Annotated in this window: 15 protein-coding genes and 1 other RNA gene; 12 read left to right on the top strand and 4 right to left on the bottom strand. The window is 72.2% G+C overall.

The annotated features are described in order from the left end of the window. Window positions 1-36: 36 nt before the first annotated feature. The gene (gene cls / locus FHR78_RS01515; RefSeq protein WP_166758753.1) at window positions 37-1,509 is read right to left on the bottom strand and encodes a cardiolipin synthase; all 1,473 of its coding nucleotides are present in this window, start codon (window positions 1,507-1,509) and stop codon (window positions 37-39) included. A 158-nt stretch (window positions 1,510-1,667) separates the two neighbouring features. Between cls and FHR78_RS01510 the strand changes: the two genes are divergently transcribed. The 6 genes from FHR78_RS01510 (at window position 1,668) to rnpB (ending at window position 7,620) form a co-directional block, all read left to right on the top strand. Then, window positions 1,668-2,330 (top strand): TetR/AcrR family transcriptional regulator, encoded by a 663-nt coding sequence (locus tag FHR78_RS01510; RefSeq protein ID WP_347877999.1) that lies wholly within the window; start codon window positions 1,668-1,670, stop codon window positions 2,328-2,330. Between the two features lie 7 nt (window positions 2,331-2,337). After that, on the top strand, window positions 2,338-4,020 hold the full coding sequence (locus FHR78_RS01505; RefSeq protein WP_166758751.1) for an MDR family MFS transporter: 1,683 nt from the start codon (window positions 2,338-2,340) through the stop codon (window positions 4,018-4,020). Between the two features lie 157 nt (window positions 4,021-4,177). After that, window positions 4,178-5,542 carry a hypothetical protein gene (locus FHR78_RS01500; RefSeq protein WP_166758750.1) on the top strand — a complete coding sequence of 455 codons (1,365 nt, stop codon included), beginning with the start codon at window positions 4,178-4,180 and terminating at the stop codon, window positions 5,540-5,542. A 9-nt stretch (window positions 5,543-5,551) separates the two neighbouring features. After that, a complete protein-coding gene (locus tag FHR78_RS01495; RefSeq protein ID WP_166758749.1) occupies window positions 5,552-6,367 on the top strand; it encodes a Nif3-like dinuclear metal center hexameric protein in 816 nt (271 codons plus the stop codon). 78 nt (window positions 6,368-6,445) lie between these two features. Further along, window positions 6,446-7,186: a zinc ribbon domain-containing protein gene (locus FHR78_RS01490; RefSeq protein WP_166758748.1), complete on the top strand. Its 741-nt coding sequence runs from the start codon at window positions 6,446-6,448 to the stop codon at window positions 7,184-7,186. A gap of 50 nt (window positions 7,187-7,236) precedes the next feature. Continuing rightward, window positions 7,237-7,620, top strand: an RNA gene (rnpB, locus tag FHR78_RS01485) — RNase P RNA component class A. Between the two features lie 97 nt (window positions 7,621-7,717). Here the strand turns inward: rnpB and ppgK are convergent. Both ppgK and map read right to left on the bottom strand, forming a co-directional pair. Then, window positions 7,718-8,479: a polyphosphate--glucose phosphotransferase gene (gene ppgK, locus FHR78_RS01480; protein WP_166758747.1), complete on the bottom strand. Its 762-nt coding sequence runs from the start codon at window positions 8,477-8,479 to the stop codon at window positions 7,718-7,720. A 31-nt stretch (window positions 8,480-8,510) separates the two neighbouring features. After that, window positions 8,511-9,374: a type I methionyl aminopeptidase gene (map, locus tag FHR78_RS01475; protein WP_166758746.1), complete on the bottom strand. Its 864-nt coding sequence runs from the start codon at window positions 9,372-9,374 to the stop codon at window positions 8,511-8,513. Between the two features lie 76 nt (window positions 9,375-9,450). On the opposite strand from map, the gene FHR78_RS01470 reads away from it, so the two are divergent. The 6 genes from FHR78_RS01470 to FHR78_RS01445 all read left to right on the top strand — a co-directional run bounded on the left by FHR78_RS01470 (window position 9,451) and on the right by FHR78_RS01445 (window position 19,323). Continuing rightward, window positions 9,451-9,624 (top strand): SPOR domain-containing protein, encoded by a 174-nt coding sequence (locus FHR78_RS01470; protein WP_166758745.1) that lies wholly within the window; start codon window positions 9,451-9,453, stop codon window positions 9,622-9,624. A gap of 37 nt (window positions 9,625-9,661) precedes the next feature. After that, window positions 9,662-10,999 carry a glutamine synthetase family protein gene (locus FHR78_RS01465; protein WP_123546050.1) on the top strand — a complete coding sequence of 446 codons (1,338 nt, stop codon included), beginning with the start codon at window positions 9,662-9,664 and terminating at the stop codon, window positions 10,997-10,999. Between the two features lie 14 nt (window positions 11,000-11,013). Further along, window positions 11,014-13,959: a bifunctional [glutamine synthetase] adenylyltransferase/[glutamine synthetase]-adenylyl-L-tyrosine phosphorylase gene (locus tag FHR78_RS01460; protein ID WP_166758744.1), complete on the top strand. Its 2,946-nt coding sequence runs from the start codon at window positions 11,014-11,016 to the stop codon at window positions 13,957-13,959. 535 nt (window positions 13,960-14,494) lie between these two features. After that, the gene (locus FHR78_RS01455; protein ID WP_166758743.1) at window positions 14,495-16,141 is read left to right on the top strand and encodes a glycosyltransferase; all 1,647 of its coding nucleotides are present in this window, start codon (window positions 14,495-14,497) and stop codon (window positions 16,139-16,141) included. Further along, a complete protein-coding gene (locus tag FHR78_RS01450) occupies window positions 16,134-17,762 on the top strand; it encodes a glycosyl hydrolase (protein ID WP_243861997.1) in 1,629 nt (542 codons plus the stop codon). The genes FHR78_RS01455 and FHR78_RS01450 overlap by 8 nt, the downstream gene beginning before the upstream one ends. 115 nt (window positions 17,763-17,877) lie before the next feature. Further along, window positions 17,878-19,323, top strand: a complete 1,446-nt coding sequence (locus tag FHR78_RS01445; RefSeq protein WP_166758742.1) for a UDP-glucose dehydrogenase family protein — start codon at window positions 17,878-17,880, stop codon at window positions 19,321-19,323. Window positions 19,324-19,400: 77 nt separating this feature from the next. On the opposite strand, the gene glnA is transcribed toward FHR78_RS01445, so the two are convergent. Next, window positions 19,401-20,825 (bottom strand): type I glutamate--ammonia ligase, encoded by a 1,425-nt coding sequence (glnA, locus tag FHR78_RS01440; RefSeq protein ID WP_166758741.1) that lies wholly within the window; start codon window positions 20,823-20,825, stop codon window positions 19,401-19,403. Between the last annotated feature and the right edge of the window lie 123 nt (window positions 20,826-20,948).

Raw genomic sequence — 20,948 nt, 5'->3', positions numbered from 1 at the left:
TGCGGCGGGGCGGCGGGGCGGCGCGGCGGCGCGCCGCTACTGCACGGAGGCGGTGAGGCGTGCCACGTTGTCGAGCACCTGCAGGCCGGCGGGGCGGGACAGCCACCCTTCGAGCGTGATCTCGCGCGACTTGCGGCGGTAGTCGTCCTCGATGAGGCGGACCTCGTCGACGAACGACTTGCCGTGCACCATGAGCGAGACCTCGAAGTTGAGGCTGAACGAGCGCATGTCCATGTTGCTCGACCCGATGACGGCCACGGTGTCGTCCACCGTGAAGTGCTTCGAGTGCAGCACGATGGGACGCTCGTAGAGGAAGATCCGCACGCCGGCGCGCAGCAGCGTCTCGTAGTACGACCGCTGGGCGTGGTACACCATGAACTGGTCGGCCACCTCGCAGGCGAAGAGCTGCACCTCGACGCCGCGCTCGGCCGCCGTGGTGATGGCGTAGAGCATCGAGTCGTCGGGCACGAAGTACGGGCTGGCGATGATCAGTCTCTCCTGCGCGCCGTAGACGAGCGCGTTGAAGAGGCGGAGGTTGTTCTCGCCCTCGAAGCCCGGTCCGCTGGGCACGACCTGGCACTCGAGGCTGTCGGGGCCCTGGCGCTGCTCGATCAGGGGCTCGGCCTCGGCGTCCGTGGGTAGTTCGTCGGTCTCGCTGTACCAGTCGGTGATGAAGAGGGCGTTGAGGCCGACCGCGGCGGGGCCCTCGAGGCGGACCATGAGGTCCTTCCACTGCAGGCCGCGCTTGATGTTCCCGCGCTTGTTGTAGCTGGGGTCGGTCATGTTCTGCGAGCCCGTGAAGGCCACGTCGCCGTCGACGACGACGATCTTGCGGTGGTTGCGCAGATCGGGGCGGCGCCAGTTGCCCTGGAACGGCCGGAACGGCAGCATCTCCTCGAAGCGGATGCCCGTGTCGCGCAGCCACTGCCGCGTGACGCGCCCCTGCGGGTTGCGCATCGTGGCCCAGTGGTCGTAGAGGACCCGGACGGCGACGCCCCGGGCGTGCGCGCGCTCGAGGGCCTCGAAGAAGAGGAACGTCGACTCGTCGCGGGTGAAGATGTAGAACTCGACGTGCACGTAGCGCTGGGCCTGGTCGACGGCCTCGGCCATCGCCGCGATGGACTCCGCGTAGTCGGGCAGCAGGGTGGCCGTGTTGCCGGGCAGCAGGGGCATCGCGCCGAGGGTGCGGTTGAGGGTGACGACGGTGCCGAACCACGGCGGGCGCGGGTTCGTGACCGCGTGGGCCTCGTCGATGCCCTTGGTGGCGGCGAGGATGCGGTCGTTGATCTCGCGCTGCTTGTCGCGGCGGTCCTGGGGCAGCTTCGAGCTGCCCAGCAGGCCGAACAGCACGCTGCCCGGGATCGGCGAGACGAAGATCGCGAGCAGCCACGCCATCGCCGAGCTCGGGCGGCGGTTGCGGGGCACGGCCACGACGGCGACCACCCTGATCACGATGTCGACGACCAGGATCACCGTCGGGAATGCCTTCAAGATCTTGCGCCACGTCATGGGTCGATCCTGTCAGCCCGGGGGCCGCTCCGCCGCCGGGGTTCGCAGCCCGGACACGTGAAGTTGCACCATCCGGCCCATGGTGCAATCATCGTCGCGGGGCAGCACGCTCCTCCGGCGACGTCGCCGCACAGCGCGACGAGCAGAGGAGGCGCCCCGTGAGCACGCAGACCACCCCCGTCCCCCGCACGGGCAAGACCGCGGACCGCCTCCGGCGCACGCGCGCCGCGCTCGTCGACGAGGCGCGTCGGCGCACCGCCGAGTCCGGCCTCGGCGGCTTCACGGTCGACGAGCTCTGCACGACCGTCGGGGTCTCGCGCCGCACGTTCTTCAACCACTTCGCCTCGAAGGACGACGTCGTCGTGGGGGTCGCGGTCGACGAGGACGACGCCGTGCTCGAGGCCTACGCGGCCTCCCGGCGCGACCCGCGCCTCCCCCCGCTCTCGACCGTCGTCGACGACCTCGCCCGCCTGGCCGTGGCGCAGATCCGGCACGTGGGGCTCACCCGCGAGGGAGCCGCGGCCTTCCGAGCCGCCCTCGAGCGCGAGCCGCGGCTGCTCGCCGCCGTCATGCGCCAGGGCGAGGCCCACCGCCTCCGCCTCGTCGCCGCGATCGCCGCGCACGAGTCGCTCGACCCCGACGACCGGCGCCTCCACTCGGTCGTCGGCCTGCTCACCGCGGTCGTCGGCCGCGCCTGCGAGCGCTTCTTCGTCGAGGACGGCGCCGACGGCGACCGCTTCGACGACGTCCTCGACCAGGAGCTCGCCACGGTGCGGGCCCTCGTCCTCCCCGCACCCCCGCTCGACCGGAAGGCCCCGTGACCTGCCCATGACCACCACGACGACGACGGCCGACGCGCCGTTCCTCCTCACCCAGAGACGGATCTGGATCATCTTCGGCGCGCTCGTCGCGGGCATGCTGCTGTCGAGCCTCGACCAGACGATCGTCTCGACGGCGATGCCGACCATCGTCGGCGAGCTCGGCGGGGTCGAGCACCAGGCCTGGATCACCACGGCCTACCTGCTCGCCACGACGATCGTGATGCCGATCTACGGCAAGTTCGGCGACGTGCTCGGCCGCCGCAGGCTGTTCCTCGCCGCCATCGCGATCTTCACGCTCGCGAGCATCGGCTGCGCGTTCGCGACCGACTTCTGGACCTTCGTGGTGTTCCGGGCGGTCCAGGGGCTGGGCGGGGGAGGCCTGATGATCCTGTCGCAGGCCGTCATCGCCGACATCGTGCCCGCGTCGGAACGCGGCAAGTACCTCGGCCCGCTCGGCGCCGTCTTCGGCCTCTCGGCGATCGGCGGACCGCTGCTCGGCGGGTTCTTCGTCGACCACCTGACCTGGCAGTGGGCGTTCTACATCAACGTGCCCGTCGGCGTCGCGGCGTTCGTGATCGCCTGGACGGCCCTCACCCTGCCCGGCAAGAAGGCGGTGAAGCGCGTCGACTGGCTCGGCGTCGTCCTGCTCTCGGCGGCCACGACCTGCCTGATCTTCTTCACGGAGTTCGGCGGCCAGGCCGACCACGGCTGGGGCGCCCCCGAGACCTGGGCCTGGGGCGCAGGCGCGCTCGTCGCCGTCAGCCTGTTCGTGCTCGTCGAGTCGCGCGCCGAGGACCCGATCATCCCGCTCTCGTTCTTCCGCAACCGCGTGTTCGTCATCGCGACGTCCGTGGGCTTCGTGCTCGGCATCGGCATGTTCTCGGCCATCGCGTTCGTGCCGACGTTCCTGCAGATGTCGTCGGGCGCCTCCGCGGCGGTGTCGGGCCTGCTGCTGCTGCCGATGATGGCCGGCCTCATCGGCACGTCGATCCTGTCCGGGAACCTCATCACGAAGACGGGTCGGTACCGCGTGTTCCCGATCGTCGGGACCCTGCTGACGGGCGTGGCCATGGCCCTCTTCACCACCCTGACCGCGGACACGCCCCTCTGGCTGATCTGCGTGTTCCTGCTGGTCTTCGGGGCGGGGCTCGGGCTCATCATGCAGGTCGTCGTGCTCGTCGTGCAGAACTCGGTCGACGCCCGCGACGTCGGCACGGCGACGAGCACCAACAACTACTTCCGCGAGGTGGGCGCGGCCCTCGGCGTCGCGATCTTCGGAGCCCTCTTCACGAGCCGGCTCACGGAGAACCTCACGAGCGTGTTCACGGGGGCGGGGGCGACGAACGGCGACGCGGCCCAGGCCACCGCGACGCTCGACCCCGCCGCCCTGGGCGAGCTGCCCGAGGCGGTCCGGCGCCAGGTCGTCGAGGGCTACGCCGACGCGCTCGCACCCGTCTTCGCCTACCTCATCCCGTTCATCGCCGCCGCCTTCGTGCTCGCCCTGTTCCTGCCCCAGATCGCGCTGAGCGACGTCGCGGGCATGGTGGCCCGGGGCGAGGCGGTGTCGGGCGACGAGGCGGAACGGCTCGACGAGGAGGCGCGGGGCCTGGCCCCGAGGCGGGTCACCGAGTCCGCTGCGGACCGGCAGACGCCGCCCGGCGAGGGCGACCACCGACGCGATCGCCCCTGAGCGACCCGGAGGAGGGGGCGGGGTCCGGCGCGACGTCCCCCGGAGGGGGCGCACGCGGTCGGCCCGGGGCGTCCGGCGGGGTGCTCCGGCGCCAGATGTCCCGGTCGCACCGGCGAGTCCGCCCGGCGCCGGCCCGCGGCCGACGTACGATCCGACCATGAGCGAGAGCACGAGCACGACGGAGCGGGACGCCCACCTGTTCCCCGTCGACAGCCTGCCCTCGCCGCGACCCGCCGGGCCCGCCCGGACGCCGTCGCCCGCCCCCGTCGTCCCCACCCCGTCGCCGCTCCTGCCGGCGGGCGAGCAGGAGCACCACCCCGTGACAACCATCCTCGCGCCGGAGGCCGCGGTCGCCCCGCGCGTCGCCCGCCTCGACCCTCGGCCCGTGTCCGCGCCCACGCACCGAGCCGACGCCGCCGCCGACGTCGTGCCCACCGACCCGGCCGAGCCGCGGCCCGCCAGCGTCGCCCGGCACTCCGTCGACACGTCGGCGATCACGCTCCCGGTCTTCGCCCCCGAGGTCGACCCCTCCCTCCCTCAGCCGCCCGAGCGGGTCACGCTCGACGACGACGTCCTCGTGCGCATGGTCGAGCGGCGGCTGGACGACACGGCGACCGTCGACCTGATGGCCGTCGTGCAGGCCCAGCTGCAGGCCCGACGCGTCGAGGCCGCCCGGTTCGCCTCCTGGGCGCGCGAGATGGACCGCGTCGGCACCGACGAGGCCGCCGACGCCCTCGAGCGCACCCGCCTCCGCTTCACCGGCGTCATCGACGTCGTGCTGCCCCTCGACCTCGACCTGGATCGGGACCTCGACGACGACGACTCGCCCGCGTCGGCGCCGAGCAGCGACCGGGAGGCGCGTGTCGCGCCCCCGGCACGCGTCCCGGCCGCCCTCGTCGAGCCGCCCGCGCCGGAGGACGGCGTCCTGGCCGACGCCGTGTCGCGCCCCGTGCCCGTCCAGGCGGACGGGACCGCCGTCGAGTCCACGGCCCGCGCCGAGACGACCGACGCCGTGCCCGGGGCCCCGGTCCGGCCGGTCGCGTCCGAGTCCGCACCCGGGCCCCGCGAGGCACCCGCGGCGGGGCGACTCCCGAGGCGGCTCGTCCTCGCGGGCCTGGCCGTCGCCCTCCTCGTCGTCCTCGCCGCCGTCGTGCTCACCCTGGTAGACTCCGCCCTGCTCGTCTCGGCGGTGCTCGCCACCGTGGCCGTCCCCGTCGCGGGCGGCCTCGGGGGAGCCGCGGCCCTGTCGGCCGTCGCGCACCGGCCCGCCGACCTCGAGCGCGTCGCGTCGCGCGGCCCCGCCGCCGTCGTGGCGGGCGTCGTCGTCGCGGCCGTGCTCGGCTACGGCGTCCTCGTGACCACCGCCTCCTCGCTGGCCTGGCAGGGCTGGCTCGTCCGTCTCGTGGGCTTCACGGGCATGACGCCCGAGGTCGCCGTCGTCGCGGCGCTGCTCGTCGCCGCCGTCGCCGCGTTCGTCGTCGCCGTGCTCGCGACGGGCCTGCGGTCGAGCTCCCGCCGCTAGGCTGGCGGGGTGTCCACCCTCGCCTCCGTCAACGCCGTCGTCGAACGGCTCTGGCCCCTCTCGGGCGCCGAGTCCTGGGACGCCCCCGGTCTCGTCGTCGGTGATCCCGACCAGCCGGTGACGCACCTCCGGCTCGCCGTCGACGCCGTGCTCGAGGTCGTCGACGAGGCCGTCGACATCGGGGCCGACCTCCTGCTCGTCCACCACCCCCTGCTGCTGCGCGGCGCCACGACGATGGCCGAGAGCACCACGAAGGGGGCCGTGGTGTCCCGGCTCGTGCGAGCGGGGTGCGGCCTCATCGCCGCGCACACGAACGCCGACGTCGTCGAGACGGGCACGTCCCGGGCCGTCGCCCACCAGCTCGGCCTCGTCGACCAGCGGCCCGTCACGCGAGGCGCCACGGAGTCGACCGGCCTCGGCATCTTCGGCCGGCTGCCCCGTCCGACGAGCCTCGTCTCGTTCGCCCGCCAGCTGGGCGAGCTCCTGCCGCCCACCGCCTCCGGCGTCCGCGTCGCCGGCGACCCCGAGCGCGTCGTCGAGACCGTCGCGCTCTGCGCCGGGGCGGGCGACTCCCTGCTCGACCACCCCGACGTGCGGGCGGCCGACGTCTACCTGACGAGCGACCTCCGGCACCACCCCGCGAGCGACGCCCGCGACCTGATGCTCCTGGGGCGGGGCCCCGCCCTCGTCGACGTCTCCCACTGGGCGAGCGAGTGGCTCTGGCTCGACACCGCCGCGGCCCAGCTGCGACGCGAGCTCGACGACGTCGAGGTCACCCTCAGCGACCTGCGCACCGACCCCTGGGACTTCACGGTCGTGCAGTAGCCGACCCCCGCCTCCTCGCCGCCGGGCCGCCCGGCGACGCCGCCACGACCGCAGCACCACGACCACGAAGCAGGCACCATGGCCCTCCAAGCAAGCCCCGCCGACCAGGCTCTCCTCCTCGACCTCCAGGCCCTCGACACGACGCTGCAGCAGCTCGCGCACCGTGCCCGCAACCTCCCCGAGATCGCCGTGCTCGCCACCGTCGACGGCGACGCCTCCCGCCTGCGCAGCCGTCTCGCGTCCGAGCAGGGAGCGTGGGAGGACGCCCAGGCCGAGCTGGGGCGCATCGAGTCCGACGTGGCCGTGGTCGTCGCCCGTGCCGAGCGCGACCGCACCCGCCTGGCGTCGTCCTCGTCCGTCAAGGACGTCGCGGCCCTCGAGGGCGAGCTCGCCGCGCTGGCCCGCCGCCAGGGCGACCTCGAGGACGCCCAGCTCGAGGTGATGGACCGCGTCGAGTCGCTCGGCGCCGTCGCCGCCCTGACCAAGTCCGAGCTCGACCAGATCGAGACCCGCCGCCAGGAGGCGGCCGAGGGTCGCGACGCGGGGCTCGGCCGCCTCGAGGTCGAGCGCCGAGAGGTCGAGGCCGACCGGGCGGCCATCGCCGCGCGCGTGCCCGACGAGCTCCTGGCCCTCTACGAGCGCCAGCGCTCGCGCTACGGCGTCGGCGCCTCCCTGCTGCGCGGCGGCGTCTCGAGCGCGAGCGGGGTCACGCTGACCGGCAGCGACCTCGCGGCCGTGCGCGCCGCCTCCGCGTACGACGTCGTGCTCTGCCCGGACAGCGACGCGATCCTCGTACGGACGGGCGAGTCGGGCATCTGAGCGGCACGACCTGCCGGGTGCCCGTCGCGCGCTAGCATGGTCGACGCGGATGGGTCGGCAAGACGGTCGCGTCGCCACGGGGTCCGCCCCGCGGCGCCGAGGAACGTCCGGGCTCCACAGAGCAGGGCGGTGGGCAACACCCACCCGGGGCGACCCGCGAGACAGTGCAACAGAGAGCAGACCGCCACGGTCGTCGCCGAGAGGCGGCGCCGGGGTAAGGGTGAAACGGCGGTGTAAGAGACCACCAGCGGTTCGGGTGACCGACCGGCTATGTAAACCTCGCCCGGAGCAAGGTCAGACAGAGGACGTCGAGGCGGCTCGCCGAGTCCTCGGGTAGACCGCTAGAGGGCTGCGGCGACGCAGTCCCGAGAGAGATGGCCGTCCATGGTGCTCACGCACCGGGACAGAACCCGGCGTATCAGCCGGCCCATCCGCCTCAGCCGTGCACGCGGCTGACCGCACGACGAGAGGGACCCTGGGTCAGGAGGCGCGCCTCCCGACCCAGGGTCCCTCTCGTCGTCTGCCCTGCGCCTACGCCGAGGGCTGCGAGCCCGCGGCGAGGGCCGCCGCGCCGAGGATGCCCGCGTTGTTGCGCAGCACGGCCGGCACGATCTCGGCCCGGAGGTCGAGCAGGGGCAGGAACTCCTCGTGGTGCTTCGACACGCCGCCGCCCACGATGATGCGACGGGGGTAGAGCAGGGCCTCGAGGTGCGAGTAGTACTTCTGGAGCCGCTTGGCCCAGTGCTTCCAGCTCAGGTCGTCGCGCTCCTTGGCGGCGTACGAGGCCTTCGTCTCGTAGTCCTTGCCGCCGATCTCGAGGTGGCCGAGCTCGGCGTTGACGATGAGGACGCCGTCGTTGATGAGCGCCGTGCCGATGCCGGTGCCGAGCGTCGTCATGACGACGAGCCCGGGGACGTCCTTCGCCGCGCCGTAGCGGGTCTCGGCGTAGCCGGCGGCGTCGGCGTCGTTGACGAAGTGGATCGAGCGCCCGAGCGTGCGCTCGAACAGGGCCTCGGCCTCGAAGCCGATCCACTTCTTCGAGACGTTCGCCGCCGAGAGGGTCTTGCCGTCCATGATGGCGGCGGGGAAGCAGACGCCCACCGGGATCGCGTCGTCGTCGAGCCCGAGCTCGTCGACGATCTGCTTCACCACCGCGACGATGTCGTCGGGCTCGCCGCCCTCGGGGGTGGCCTTCTTGAGGCGGTCCGTCAGGAGCTCGCCCGACTCGACGTCGACGATCGCCCCCTTGATGCCGGTGCCGCCGATGTCGATGCCCACTGCCTTCTGTGCCACGGGTCGTCCGCCTTCCTGGTGCTGCTCGTCGTCAACTGAGGGTGAGGACGTCGGCACCGCGCTCGGTGACGACGAGGGTGTGCTCGAACTGGGCCGTGAGGGACTTGTCACGGGTCGTGACCGTCCACCCGTCGGCCCAGATGTCCGCCTCGACGCCGCCGAGGGTCAGCATGGGCTCGATGGTGAAGACCATCCCGGGCACCATGACGTCGTCGAACTGGGGGGCGTCGTAGTGGGGGATGACGAGGCCGGAGTGGAACGCGCGGCCCACGCCGTGGCCGGTGTAGTCGCGCACGACGCCGTAGCCGAAGCGCGCGGCGTACGACTGGATCGCGCGGCCGATGACGTTGACCTCGCGGCCGGGCGCGACCGCCTTGATGCCCCGTCGCAGGGCCTCGCGCGTCCGGTCGACGAGGTCGATGGTCGCCTGGGCCGCCTCGCCCACCACCACGGTGCGGTTGAGGTCGCCGTGCACTCCGTGCTTGAACGCCGTCACGTCGATGTTGACGAGGTCGCCCTCGACGAGGACGGTGTCGTCCGGGATGCCGTGGCAGATGACCTCGTTGACCGAGGTGCAGACCGACTTCGGGAAGCCGCGGTACCCGAGGGTCGACGGGTAGGCCTCGTGCGCCACGAGGAACTCGTGCGCCACGCGGTCGAGCTCGTCGGTCGTCACGCCCGGGCGGATGGCGGCCTCGACGGCGTCGATCGCCTGCGAGGCGATGCGTCCGCTCTCGCGGATCAGCTCGACCGTGGCGCTGTCGTAGACGTCGCCGCCGGAGTAGGGCGCCGGCGCCGCCTTGCCGACGTACTCGGGTCGGGCGATGGACGAAGGGACCGGGCGGAGTGCGGACACCCGGCCCGGGGTCAGTGATCCGTCAGGGTCCCGGGGCATGCCGTCCAGCTTAGGGGGAGGGCGGCCTCGCCGGGCCACGCGGCGGTCGCCGGGCAGGCGGGGCTAGCCTGCTCGCATGACTGCTGAGTTCTGGTTCAACACCCGCACGCACGAGGTCGAGGAGGGCAAGGTGTCGCCCGCGGTCGACCGTGCCGGCCCGTACGCCACGCGCGAGGAGGCCGCCGACGCGATCCGGATCATCCAGGAGCGCAACGCCCGCCTCGACGCCGAGGACGCCGCCGACGACTGACGTCCACTAGCCTCGGTGCTGAGCAGAAAGGCTGTCGATGGACAAGCAGAGGGACTTCGTCCTCCGGACGATCGAAGAGCGCGGCATCAAGTTCATCCGGCTCTGGTTCACCGACGTGATCGGCACCCTGAAGTCGGTCGCCATCGCGCCAGCCGAGGTCGAGGGCGCCTTCGCCGAGGGCATCGGCTTCGACGGCTCGGCCATCGAGGGCCTGACCCGGTCGTACGAGGCCGACGTGCTCGCGCAGCCCGACCCGACGACCTTCCAGATCCTCCCGTGGCGCGGCGAGATCGACCCCACCGCCCGCATGTTCTGCGACATCACGACGCCGGACGGCCAGCCCGCCGTCGCCGACCCGCGCAACGTGCTCAAGCGGACGCTGGCCCGGGCCGGCGAACGCGGCTTCACCTTCTACACGCACCCCGAGGTCGAGTTCTACCTGCTCAAGGACGCCCAGGGCGGCCCCGACGGCCCGCAGCCCGTCGACTCGGCGGGCTACTTCGACAACGTGCCCGGCGGCACGGCGCACGACTTCCGTCGCCGGTCCGTGCGCATGCTCGAGGACCTGGGCATCTCGGTCGAGTTCAGCCACCACGAGGCCGGCCCCGGCCAGAACGAGATCGACCTGCGCTACGCCGACGCGCTGACGACCGCGGACAACATCATGACGTTCCGCACGGTCATCAAGGAGGTCGCGATCGAGCAGGGCGTGTACGCCACGTTCATGCCCAAGCCCTTCAGCCAGCACCCCGGCTCCGGCATGCACACCCACATGTCGCTCTTCGAGGGCGACGGCAACGCCTTCTACGAGGCGGGCGCCGAGTACCAGCTCTCGCGGATCGGACGCCAGTTCATCGCCGGGCTCCTGCGCCACGCGCCCGAGATCACGGCGGTCACGAACCAGTTCGTCAACAGCTACAAGCGCCTCTGGGGCGGGGACGAGGCCCCCAGCTTCGTCACCTGGGGCCACAACAACCGGTCGGCCCTCGTGCGCGTGCCGCTCTACAAGCCGAACAAGGGCAACTCGAGCCGCGTCGAGTACCGCGCGATCGACTCCGCCGCGAACCCGTACCTGGCGTTCTCGCTGATGCTTGCCGCCGGCCTCAAGGGCATCGAGGAGGGCTACGAGCTCCCCGCAGAGGCCGAGGACAACGTCTGGGGCATGAGCGACGCCGAGCGTCGCGCCCTCGGCTACAAGCAGCTGCCCGCGAGCCTCGACCACGCCCTCTCGATCATGGAGGACAGCGAGCTCGTCGCCGAGACCCTGGGCGAGCAGGTCTTCAACTACGTGCTGCTCAACAAGCGCCAGGAGTGGAAGTCCTACCGCGCCCAGGTCACGCCGTTCGAGCTGCGCTCCAACCTCGAGATCCTCTAGCAGCCGGCACCGTCATGCCCCGAGCCGCGACAGCGCTGTCCGACCTGGCGCGGCTCGGGTTCGCCGAGCTGGGCACGGCGCGGGACCGGCTCGACCGTCTCGTCGAGGCGACCCCGTCCCTCGCGTCGGCCGTCGCCTCCTTCGCTCGCAGCCCCGACCCCGACGAGGCGCTGCTGCACCTCGAGCGGCTCGTCGAGCGGTCGCCGGAGGGCGTGGCGTCGCTCCTGGAGCACGGCGCCGGCGAACGGCTGCTGCGGCTGCTGGGGTCGTCGTCCGGGCTGGCCGAGTTCCTCGTGCGGCGTCCGGCCGAGCTGGGGCTGCTCGCCGAGCCCGCGCCCTCGCCCCTGTCCGGGCAGGAGTACGTCGACGACCTGACGGCCGACGTGGCCGGTCTCGTGGACGAGCAGGCGCGGGTCGCGCTCCGTGTGGGCTACCGCCGTCACCTGCTCCGCATCGCCTCCTGGGACCTCGCCCGCCCCGACCCCGTCGAGGCGCTGCCCGTCGTCGCCGCTGCCCTCGCCGACCTCGCGGGCGCCGCCCTGCACGCCGCGCTCGACGTGGCCCGGCGCGAGGTGCCGTTCCCCGCCGACGACGTGGCCCGCACCCGGCTCGCCGTCATCGGCATGGGCAAGGCCGGTGCGCGCGAGCTGAACTACCTCAGCGACGTCGACGTGGTCTGGGTCGCCGAGGGCGCCGACGACCTCGAGAACGGGCGCGCCGTCGAGATCGGCACCCGCCTCGCCGTGCACACGGTCCGCACGATCACCGACCTCGCCACGGAGCCCGAGCTCTGGGAGGTCGACTCGGCCCTGCGGCCCGAGGGCAAGGACGGCGCCCTGGTGCGCACCCTCGAGTCCCACGTCGCCTACTACGAGCGCTGGGCGAAGGGGTGGGAGTTCCAGGCCCTGCTCAAGGCGCGCCCGCTGGCGGGCGACGCCGACCTCGGAGAGCGCTACGTCGAGCGCATCGCGCCGTTCGTCTGGTCGGCGGCACAGCGCGAGGCCTTCGTCGAGTCGGTGCAGGCCATGCGCGAGCGGGTCACCGCCCTCCTGCCCGCCGACGAGGTCGACCGGCAGCTCAAGCTCGGGCCCGGCGGGCTCCGCGACGTCGAGTTCACCATCCAGCTGCTCCAGCTCGTGCACGGCCAGGCCGACGACGGCGTCCGGCAGCGGAGCACGCTCGACGCCCTGGCGGCGCTCGCCCGGCGCGGCTACGTCGGCCGCGTCGAGGCGGCGGAGTTCGACCGCGACTACCGCGTGCTGCGCGTGCTCGAGCACCGCGTCCAGCTGACCCGGCTGCGCCGCACCCACCTCATGCCGACCGACGAGAACGCGCTGCGCGTGCTGGCCCGCTCGACCGGGCTGGCGACGTCGGGGGGCGGCCTCGTCGAGACCTGGCACGCCGTCAAGCGACGTGTCCGCACCCTGCACGAGCGGCTCTTCTACCGGCCCCTGCTCTCCGCCGTCGCCGCCCGGCCCGAGGAGGACCTGGCGCTCAGCAGCGACCAGGCCGCCGCCCGGCTCGCCGCCATCGGCTTCGCCGACCCCCGCGGCGCGCTCGGGCACATCGCCGCGCTCACCGGGGGAGTCTCCCGCCGCGCGAGCATCCAGCGGCACCTGCTGCCCGCCATGCTGCAGTGGTTCGCCGACGGCACCGACCCCGACCTGGGGCTGCTCGCGTTCCGCCGCCTGAGCGACGGCCTGGGCGAGTCGTACTGGTTCCTCCGCATGCTGCGGGACTCGTCGGGGGCCGCCCACCGGCTCACGACCGTGCTGTCGTCGTCGACGTTCGTCGCCGACCTGCTCGACCGGACGCCGGAGGCGGCGGCCTGGTTCGAGTCCGACGCCGAGCTGCAGCCGAGGACGCTGTCCAGCCTGCTCGACGAGACGCGCGCGACGGTGGGCAGGCACGAGTCGAAGGAGGGGGCGGCCGGCGTGCTGAGGCAGGCGCGCCGACGCGAGATCCTCCGGCTGGCCATCGCGGGCATCCTCGGGCTCGTCTCCATCGACCAGCTCGCCCGGGGCCTCACCGACGTCACGACGGCGGCCATCACGGGCGCGCTCGCCCTGGCCCGGAGGGACGTTCCGGACGTCGAGATGGCGGTCGTCGCCATGGGGCGCTACGGGGGGCGCGAGCTGGGCTTCGGGTCCGACGCCGACGTCCTGTTCGTGCACCGCGGCGTCGAGGGCGACGACACCGCGCAGCGACGAGCGGCCGGCGTGGTGGCCGAGATGGGCCGGCTCACGTCGGACGCCCTGGTGCCCCTCGACCTCGACACGGGCCTGCGCCCCGAGGGCGGCAACGGGCCGGTCACGAGGTCGCTCGCCTCGTACCGCGCCTACTACGCGCGGTGGTCGCTGACGTGGGAGGCGCAGTCGCTGCTGCGCGCACGGGTCGTCGCCGGCGACGAGGCGCTCGGCGCGGACTTCACGACCCTCGCGGACGAGGTCCGCTACCCGACGGCGCTGTCGGAGCAGGAGGTGCGCGAGGTCAAGCGCATCAAGGCCCGCGTCGAGGCGGAACGGCTCCCGAAGGGCGCCGAGCCGTCGCGGCACCTGAAGCTCGGCCGCGGGTCGCTCAGCGACGTGGAGTGGTTCGTCCAGCTCCTCCAGCTCCAGCACGCGCACCGGGTCCCCGGCCTCCGGACGACCTCGACCCTCGACGCCCTGGCGGCCGCGACGACCGCCGGGCTCGTCGACCCCGACGACGCGACCAAGCTGCACGACGCCTGGTTGATGGCCTCGCGTGCCCGCTCCGCCGTCGTCCTGTGGACGTCGCGCACCTCCGACGTCCTCCCGAGCGACCGCCGCCAGCTGGAGGGCGTGGCGCGTCTGATGGAGTACCCGCCCGGCTCGGCCACCCGGCTCGAGGAGGACTACCTCGCCGTCACCCGTCGGGCCCGGGCCGTCTTCGAGCGGGGCTTCTACGGTCTCGACGAGGCGCCCGAGCCCACCGCCTGACCCTGCGTCCCAGGGCGTGACCGGGGCCTCCCCGCGCCCGACACGCCCGGGACGACATCACCCGGCGGGTGATGCCCGAATCGGTCACGGGTGATTTTGTCGTACCCCGAATAAGAGGCATGTACCCCGGGGTGCGTGACGGGCGTGTTTCGGCGCCGTGACCACCAGGTGGTCGTCGGGTCGGTGGCCGGTCGCAGGGCGAGCGCCTGCGGGTCGGGGCACGTGCTCCTTCCCGGGCGCAGCACTCACGGTGTGACCGGCATATTCCTCAGGTAGCAGCCGGGGTCCGCGTCCAGAGGCTGACGACCATCCGTGACCGGTCGGACCGCCGTCGCCGCGCCTCCTCGGTCTGTCGGCATTTCGTGCGACACCGAACGGAGGACACCCGTGTACCCCTCGGCGAGCTCGCCTGCCCCCGTCCGGGTGACCCGTTGTGAGCGACCTCCAGATCGCCTCAAGATTGCACCGACCCGACAGACCCCCTTTCCTCGACGACGCGGAATCTTCCCTTTCCCACCCCCGTGAGGCGGCCCTCGTGTTGACTTTCATCCTCCAGATCCGATCGATGGCAGGCGGCCACGCCGAGCTGTACCTGTTCGCGGTCTACTCGGCGTTCATCTGGATCCTCTGGATCATCAAGGTGCTGCTGTCGCGCCGCTACCGGCCCTTCACGGGCGAGTTCACCGGCTCGACGAGCGTGGTCGTACCGGTGGTCGACGAGCCCCTCGACCTGTTCCGCGACGTCATCGGCCGCATGGTCGAGCAGCGGCCGGGCGAGATCATCGTGGTCATCAACGGTGCGCCGAACCCCGAGCTCGCCGCGGTCTGCGAGGAGTACGCGCCGCTCGTGCGCTGGGTGCACACCCCCATCCCGGGCAAGCGCAACGCGGTCATGATCGGCACCGAGCTCAGCCGGGGCGACATCACCGTGCTCGTCGACTCGGACACCGTCTGGACGCCCGGCACGCTCTCCGAGCTGGTCCGTCCCTTCGCCCACGAGAACGTGGGCGGCGTGACGACCCGCCAGCGCATCCTCGAGCCGGAGCGCAGCTGGATCACGCGCTGGGCTGACTGGCTCGAGAACTCGCGGGCGCTGTACTCGATGCCCGCGCAGAGCGTCCTGGGCCAGATCGGCTGCCTGCCGGGCCGGACCATCGCGTTCCGGCGCGACATCCTCGTCCGGGTCATGGACCGCTTCATGACGGAGAAGTTCATGGGGGTGTTCCTCGAGGTCAGCGACGACCGCACCCTGACGAACCTCACGCTGAAGGAGGGCTACCGCACCGTGTACCAGCACACCAGCCTGGTCTACACGGACGCCCCGCTGCAGGTGAAGAAGCTCTTCAAGCAGCAGCTCCGCTGGGCTCGCGGCAGCCAGTACAACACCTTCCGCATGATGCCGTGGATGCTCGGGCACGCCCCCCTGCTCGCGTTCTTCTTCGCGATGGACATCATCCTCCCGTTCCTGCTCATGGGCGTGATCGGCGGCTGGATCTACCGGGGCATCACGGGTCAGGGGATCAACCTCTACCGCGGGATCCTGGCCGAGTACGGCGTCTCGACCGGGATGGTCAGCATCGTGGTGCTCATGGTGCTGTCCTCCGTGCTGAGCATGGCCATCCGTCAGATGCGCCACCTCGCCGAGAAGCCCTCGGACTTCTTCCGGCTGCCCGTCTTCATCATCGTGTCGACGTTCTTCCTCATGCCCATCCGCGTCATCGGCTTCTTCCGCATGGGCCACGCGAGCGGCTGGGGCACCCGGGCGGGTGCCTACGCCGGGGGAGCCGCCGACGACGCCGCGCAGCAGATGGCGCACGAGGCGACGGGGGACGACTCGCTGCGCGTGCTCGAGCGGGAGTTCGACGACGAGACCGACCCGGGCGTGGACGCCCTGTTCGACGTCGGCCCCTCGACGACCCCGGTCGGGCCGACCTCGGACGCCACGACCGTCCGGGCCCAGGACTCCGGCGTGGTGCTCGTGCGGAGCCACCGTGCCGAGACCACGGTCGACGCCACGCCCGCCGACGACACCGTCACGACCTCGTCGGCGACCGCCTACGCGGCCGCATCGGCCCCCGTCGCCGCGGTCGCGCCTCCTCGTCGTCGCCTCAACCCCAAAGCCGGGTTCCCGTACCTGATCGGTGCCCTCATCATCACCCTGGAGGTGCTGTTCATTGTCTGAGTCGCCGCAGACCTTCGTCGCCCCGCTGCACGTGCAGTCGGGAGCCTGGTGGGCCTCGTCCCACGGCAACGCCCGCCGCACCGCACTCGGCGCGACGGCCACGGTCGTCCTGCTGGCCATGATCTCGTGGCTGATCTGGATCTCGCCCACCGAGAACCCCGTCCGCACCGCGGTGCAGGAGGTGGTGGGCGCCTCGCCCGCCCAGGTCGCGACCCTGAAGCAGGACCGGTCGGCGCTGCTCGACCAGCTCGTCGCCGCCAAGGAGCAGCTGGCCGAGAGCAAGACCCAGCTCGCCGACGTGCAGCAGCAGGCGTGGACGTCGGAGGGGCAGCTGACCGACGCCCAGGCCCGCCTCGCGTCGGCGCAGGACGCGCTGCGCGACGCCGAGGCCGCGACCGGCGGCGGGGGCGGCTCCGCGACCGGCGGGGGCGCCGGCTCGTCGGCCGCCGGCGGCTCCGGCACCGGTGGCGGGGGAGGCGGCTCGGCGGCGGTGTCGCCCGGGACGTCGGGCGACGCAGGTGCCGGGAACGGCGGCGGCGGCCAGGGCTCCGGCGGCGGTGCCGGTGCTGGCGACGGCGACGGCACCGGCGGCGGTTCCGGCGGCGGCTCCGGCGGCGGCGCGACGGGTCCGGTGCCGATCCAGGCCCCGTCCCTCGCCGAGATCGTCTCGCCCGAGTCGCGGTACTTCGGCCTCTACACGACGCAGTCCCCCTTCAGCTGGTCCGAGTTCGACGACGTCAGCACCAAAGTCGGCGCGCAGCCGAACATGGCCGGCTACTTCCAGGGCTTCGACCAGGAGTTCAACGCGACGGCCGTCAACCGGTCGTGGGCGAAGGGCGACCTGCCGTTCCTCACCTGGGAGTCTCGCCCCATCGCGGCCGGCAACGACGCGGTGGTCGACCCGGACTACGAGCTGAGCAAGATCATCGACGGCGACTTCGACGCCTACCTGACGCGGTGGGCCGACGCGCTCGTCGCCAACGGCCTGCCGATGGCCATCCGCCTCGACCATGAGATGAACGGCAACTGGTACCCCTGGGCGGAGGGGGTCAACGGCAACGAGAAGACCGAGTACGTGCAGATGTGGCAGCACGTCCACGACCTCTTCGAGGCCCGCGGCGCGAACGAGCTCGTGGCCTGGGTGTGGGCGCCGACCCGGGTCGAGGGCGTGCCGACGAAGAACCGCAGCCTCGAGTACACGGCGAGCCTGTACCCGGGAGACGACTACGTGGACTGGGTCGGCATGACGGGCTACCTGCGCAACAGCCCGGAGACGCCGCAGAGCGGCGACTTCCGGGGCACGTTCGGCAAGACCCTCGACCAGCTGCGGCAGATCACGACGAAGCCGATCGTCCTCGCCGAGATGGGCGCGGCCGAGCTCGGCACGACGGGGCAGGCCCAGAAGCCACGCTGGATCGACTCGCTCTTCGACGAGCTGGCCCTGCCGGAGAACGACGACATCGTCGGGTTCTCCTGGTTCAACCTGACGGCCACCACCGTGTCGAGCGGCTCGTACCTGACCAACGACTGGCGGATCGTGTCGCGGCGCGACTCCCTCGAGGCCTTCCGCACGGGGATCGCCAGGACCGACACGGGCTTCGCCCTGAGGTCCTCGCCGTGACCGGGGCCGCCGCCTCGCCCCGTCACCAGATCCCAGCCGTCCTGGCCCGCCCTGCGGCGGCACCCCCCACGGCAGCATCCCCCACGGCAGCACCCCCGATCACGAGGAGCGCATCATGAGCGACACCACCGACCACGCCGACGACCTCGGCACCGACCCCCGCTCGACCGGCGACACGACGAGGCCGGCCTCGACCCGGCCCCGCATCAGCGTCATCGGCACGGGCTACCTCGGCGCCACGCACGCCGCGGCCATGGCCGAGATGGGCTTCGACGTCGTCGGCGTCGACACCGACCCGGCGAAGGTCGAGGCCCTCAGCCAGGGCCGGGTGCCGTTCTTCGAGCCCGGGCTGCCCGAGCTCATCCTGCGGCACGTCGAGTCGGGCCGACTGGTCTTCACGACCGACATCGCCGAGGCCGTGGCCCTCAGCGACGTGCACTTCATCTGCGTCGGCACCCCGCAGCGTCGGGGGAGCCACGCGGCCAACCTCACCTACGTCGAGGAGGCGACCCGGGCGGTCGCCCGGTCGCTCAGCCACGACGGCCTCATCGTCGGCAAGTCGACCGTGCCGGTCGGCACGGCCGCGCGCCTCCGGGAGATCGTCGCCGGGGTGCTCCCCGACGGCGTCTCGGCCGACGTCGTCTGGAACCCCGAGTTCCTGCGCGAGGGCCACGCGGTGGAGGACACGCTCCGTCCCGACCGGATCGTCTTCGGCGGCACGGACGTGCGCAGCGAGGCGATCCTGCGCGAGGTGTACGCCGAGCCGATCGCCACGGGCACGCCCGTCATCTCGTGCGACCTGCCCACCGCCGAGCTCGTCAAGGTGAGCGCGAACGCGTTCCTCGCGACGAAGATCTCGTTCATCAACGCCGTCAGCGAGCTGTGCGAGGCCGCGGGGGCGAACGTGTCGACGCTCGCGGACGCCCTGGGCTTCGACGACCGCATCGGCCGGAAGTTCCTCAACGCCGGCCTCGGCTTCGGCGGCGGCTGCCTGCCGAAGGACATCCGTGCGCTCATGTACCGGGCGAACGAGCTCGGCGCGCACCGGGCCGTCGGCCTCATGCAGCAGGTCGACGAGATCAACATGGCTCAGCGGCAGCGCGTCATCGACCAGGCGATCGACGCCTGCGGCGGCTCCGTCCTCAACCGGCGCGTGGCCGTCCTCGGGGCGGCGTTCAAGCCGCACACCGACGACGTCCGCGACTCGCCCGCCCTGAACGTGGCGGCCGCGCTGCACCTGCGCGGCGCCCAGGTGCTCGTGGTCGACCCCGAGGCGACGCAGACGGCCCAGCGCAGCTTCCCGACGCTCTCGTTCGCCGACACGATCGAGGAGGCGGTGGCCGACGCCGACGCCGTGCTGCTGCTCACCGAGTGGCCCGAGTTCGTCGGCGCCGAGCCCTCCGCCCTCGCCGAGCTGGCGGCGAACCCCGTCGTCATCGACGCGCGGAACGCGCTCGACGCCGAGGTGTGGTCGAGCGCGGGCTGGGAGGTGCGCCCCCTGGGCGGCCGCCGCGTCCCGGCTCAGCGTCGCGTGCTCACCCCGAGCAGCGTCCCGGCCTAGACGGCACGCCCGGCACGGCGGAAGGCCCGCACCCCGAGGGGTGCGGGCCTTCCGTCGATCGACCGGGTCGGCAGCGGCTAGACGCCGAAGTAGAGCTCGAACTCGAACGGGTGCGGGCGCTGGGCCATCGGCAGGATCTCCTTCTCGCGCTTGTACGCGATCCAGGTCTCGATGAGGTCCTCGGTGAAGACGTTTCCCTTGGTGAGGAACTCGTGGTCGGCCTCGAGCGCGTCGAGGGCGCCCTCGAGCGACGCCGGCACCTGGGGGATGCCCTTCGCCTCCTCGGGGGGGAGCTCGTAGAGGTCCTTGTCGACGGGCTCGTGCGGCTCGATGCGGTTCTGGATGCCGTCGAGGCCGGCCATGAGCTGCGCGGCGAACGCGAGGTACGGGTTCGACGCGGCGTCCGGCACGCGGAACTCGATGCGCTTGGCCTTGGGGTTCGTGCCCGTGATCGGGATGCGGATGGCAGCCGAGCGGTTGCCGGCCGAGTAGACCAGGTTGACGGGGGCCTCGAAGCCGGGGATCAGACGGTGGTACGAGTTGATCGACGGGTTGGTGAACGCCAGCACGGCGGGGGCGTGCTTGAGCAGGCCGCCGATGTACCAGCGGGCGAGGTCGGACAGGCCGCCGTAGCCGTTCTCGTCGTAGAAGAGGGGCTTGCCGTCGTTCCACAGCGACTGGTGCGTGTGCATGCCCGAGCCGTTGTCGCCGAAGAGCGGCTTGGGCATGAAGGTCGCGACCTTGCCCCACTGCTCGGCGGTGTTCTTGACGATGTACTTGAACTTGAGGATGTCGTCGGCCGCGTGGACCATCGTGTCGAACTTGTAGTTGATCTCCTGCTGGCCGCCGGTGCCCACCTCGTGGTGCGCGCGCTCGAGCTCGAGGCCCGAGTCGATCAGCTTGAGGCTGATGTCGTCGCGCAGGTCGGCCGTCTTGTCGACCGGGCTCACGGGGAAGTAGCCGCCCTTGTAGGCGGTCTTGTTGGCGAGGTTGCCGCCCTCCTCGACGCGACCGGTGTTCCAGGCGCCCTCCTCGCTGTCGACGCTGTAGAAGCTGGCGTTCTGCTTCACCTCGTAGCGCACGTCGTCGAAGATGTAGAACTCGGCCTCGGGGGCGAAGAACGCCGTGTCGGCGATGCCGGTCGAGGCGAGGTACTTCTCGGCCTTCTTGGCCACCTGGCGCGGGTCGCGGCTGTAGAGCTCGCCGTTGCGCGGGTTGAAGATGTCGAAGACGAGCACGAGCGTGCGCTCGGCGCGGAACGGGTCGACGTAGCCGGTGGTGACGTCGGGGATGAGCTGCATGTCCGACTCGTGGATGGAGGCGAAGCCGCGGATCGAGGAGCCGTCGAAGAGCTGGCCGACGGAGAAGAACTCCTCGTCGACGGTGGACGCGGGGATGTTGAAGTGCTGCTGGACGCCGGGGAGGTCCGTGAACCGGATGTCGAGGAACTTGACGTCGGTGTCCGTGATGAACTTCAGCACCTCGGAAGAATCGGTGAACATCTAGGTGTCTCTCCAATGGGCTCTGAGCGGTCAGACTGCCGGTCGCAGCCTCCCACGACGCTAGGGGGGACCCGTTTCGTCGCGGTGTCCCCATTGTTTCAGAGATGTTACGGGTGCCGCGTC

Origin of the sequence: Frigoribacterium faeni (genome assembly GCF_011761235.1) — a bacterium.
In the GTDB taxonomy this organism is placed as follows: Bacteria; Actinomycetota; Actinomycetes; order Actinomycetales; family Microbacteriaceae; genus Frigoribacterium; species Frigoribacterium faeni_A.
This window is presented reverse-complemented; position numbering and strand designations above follow the sequence as displayed.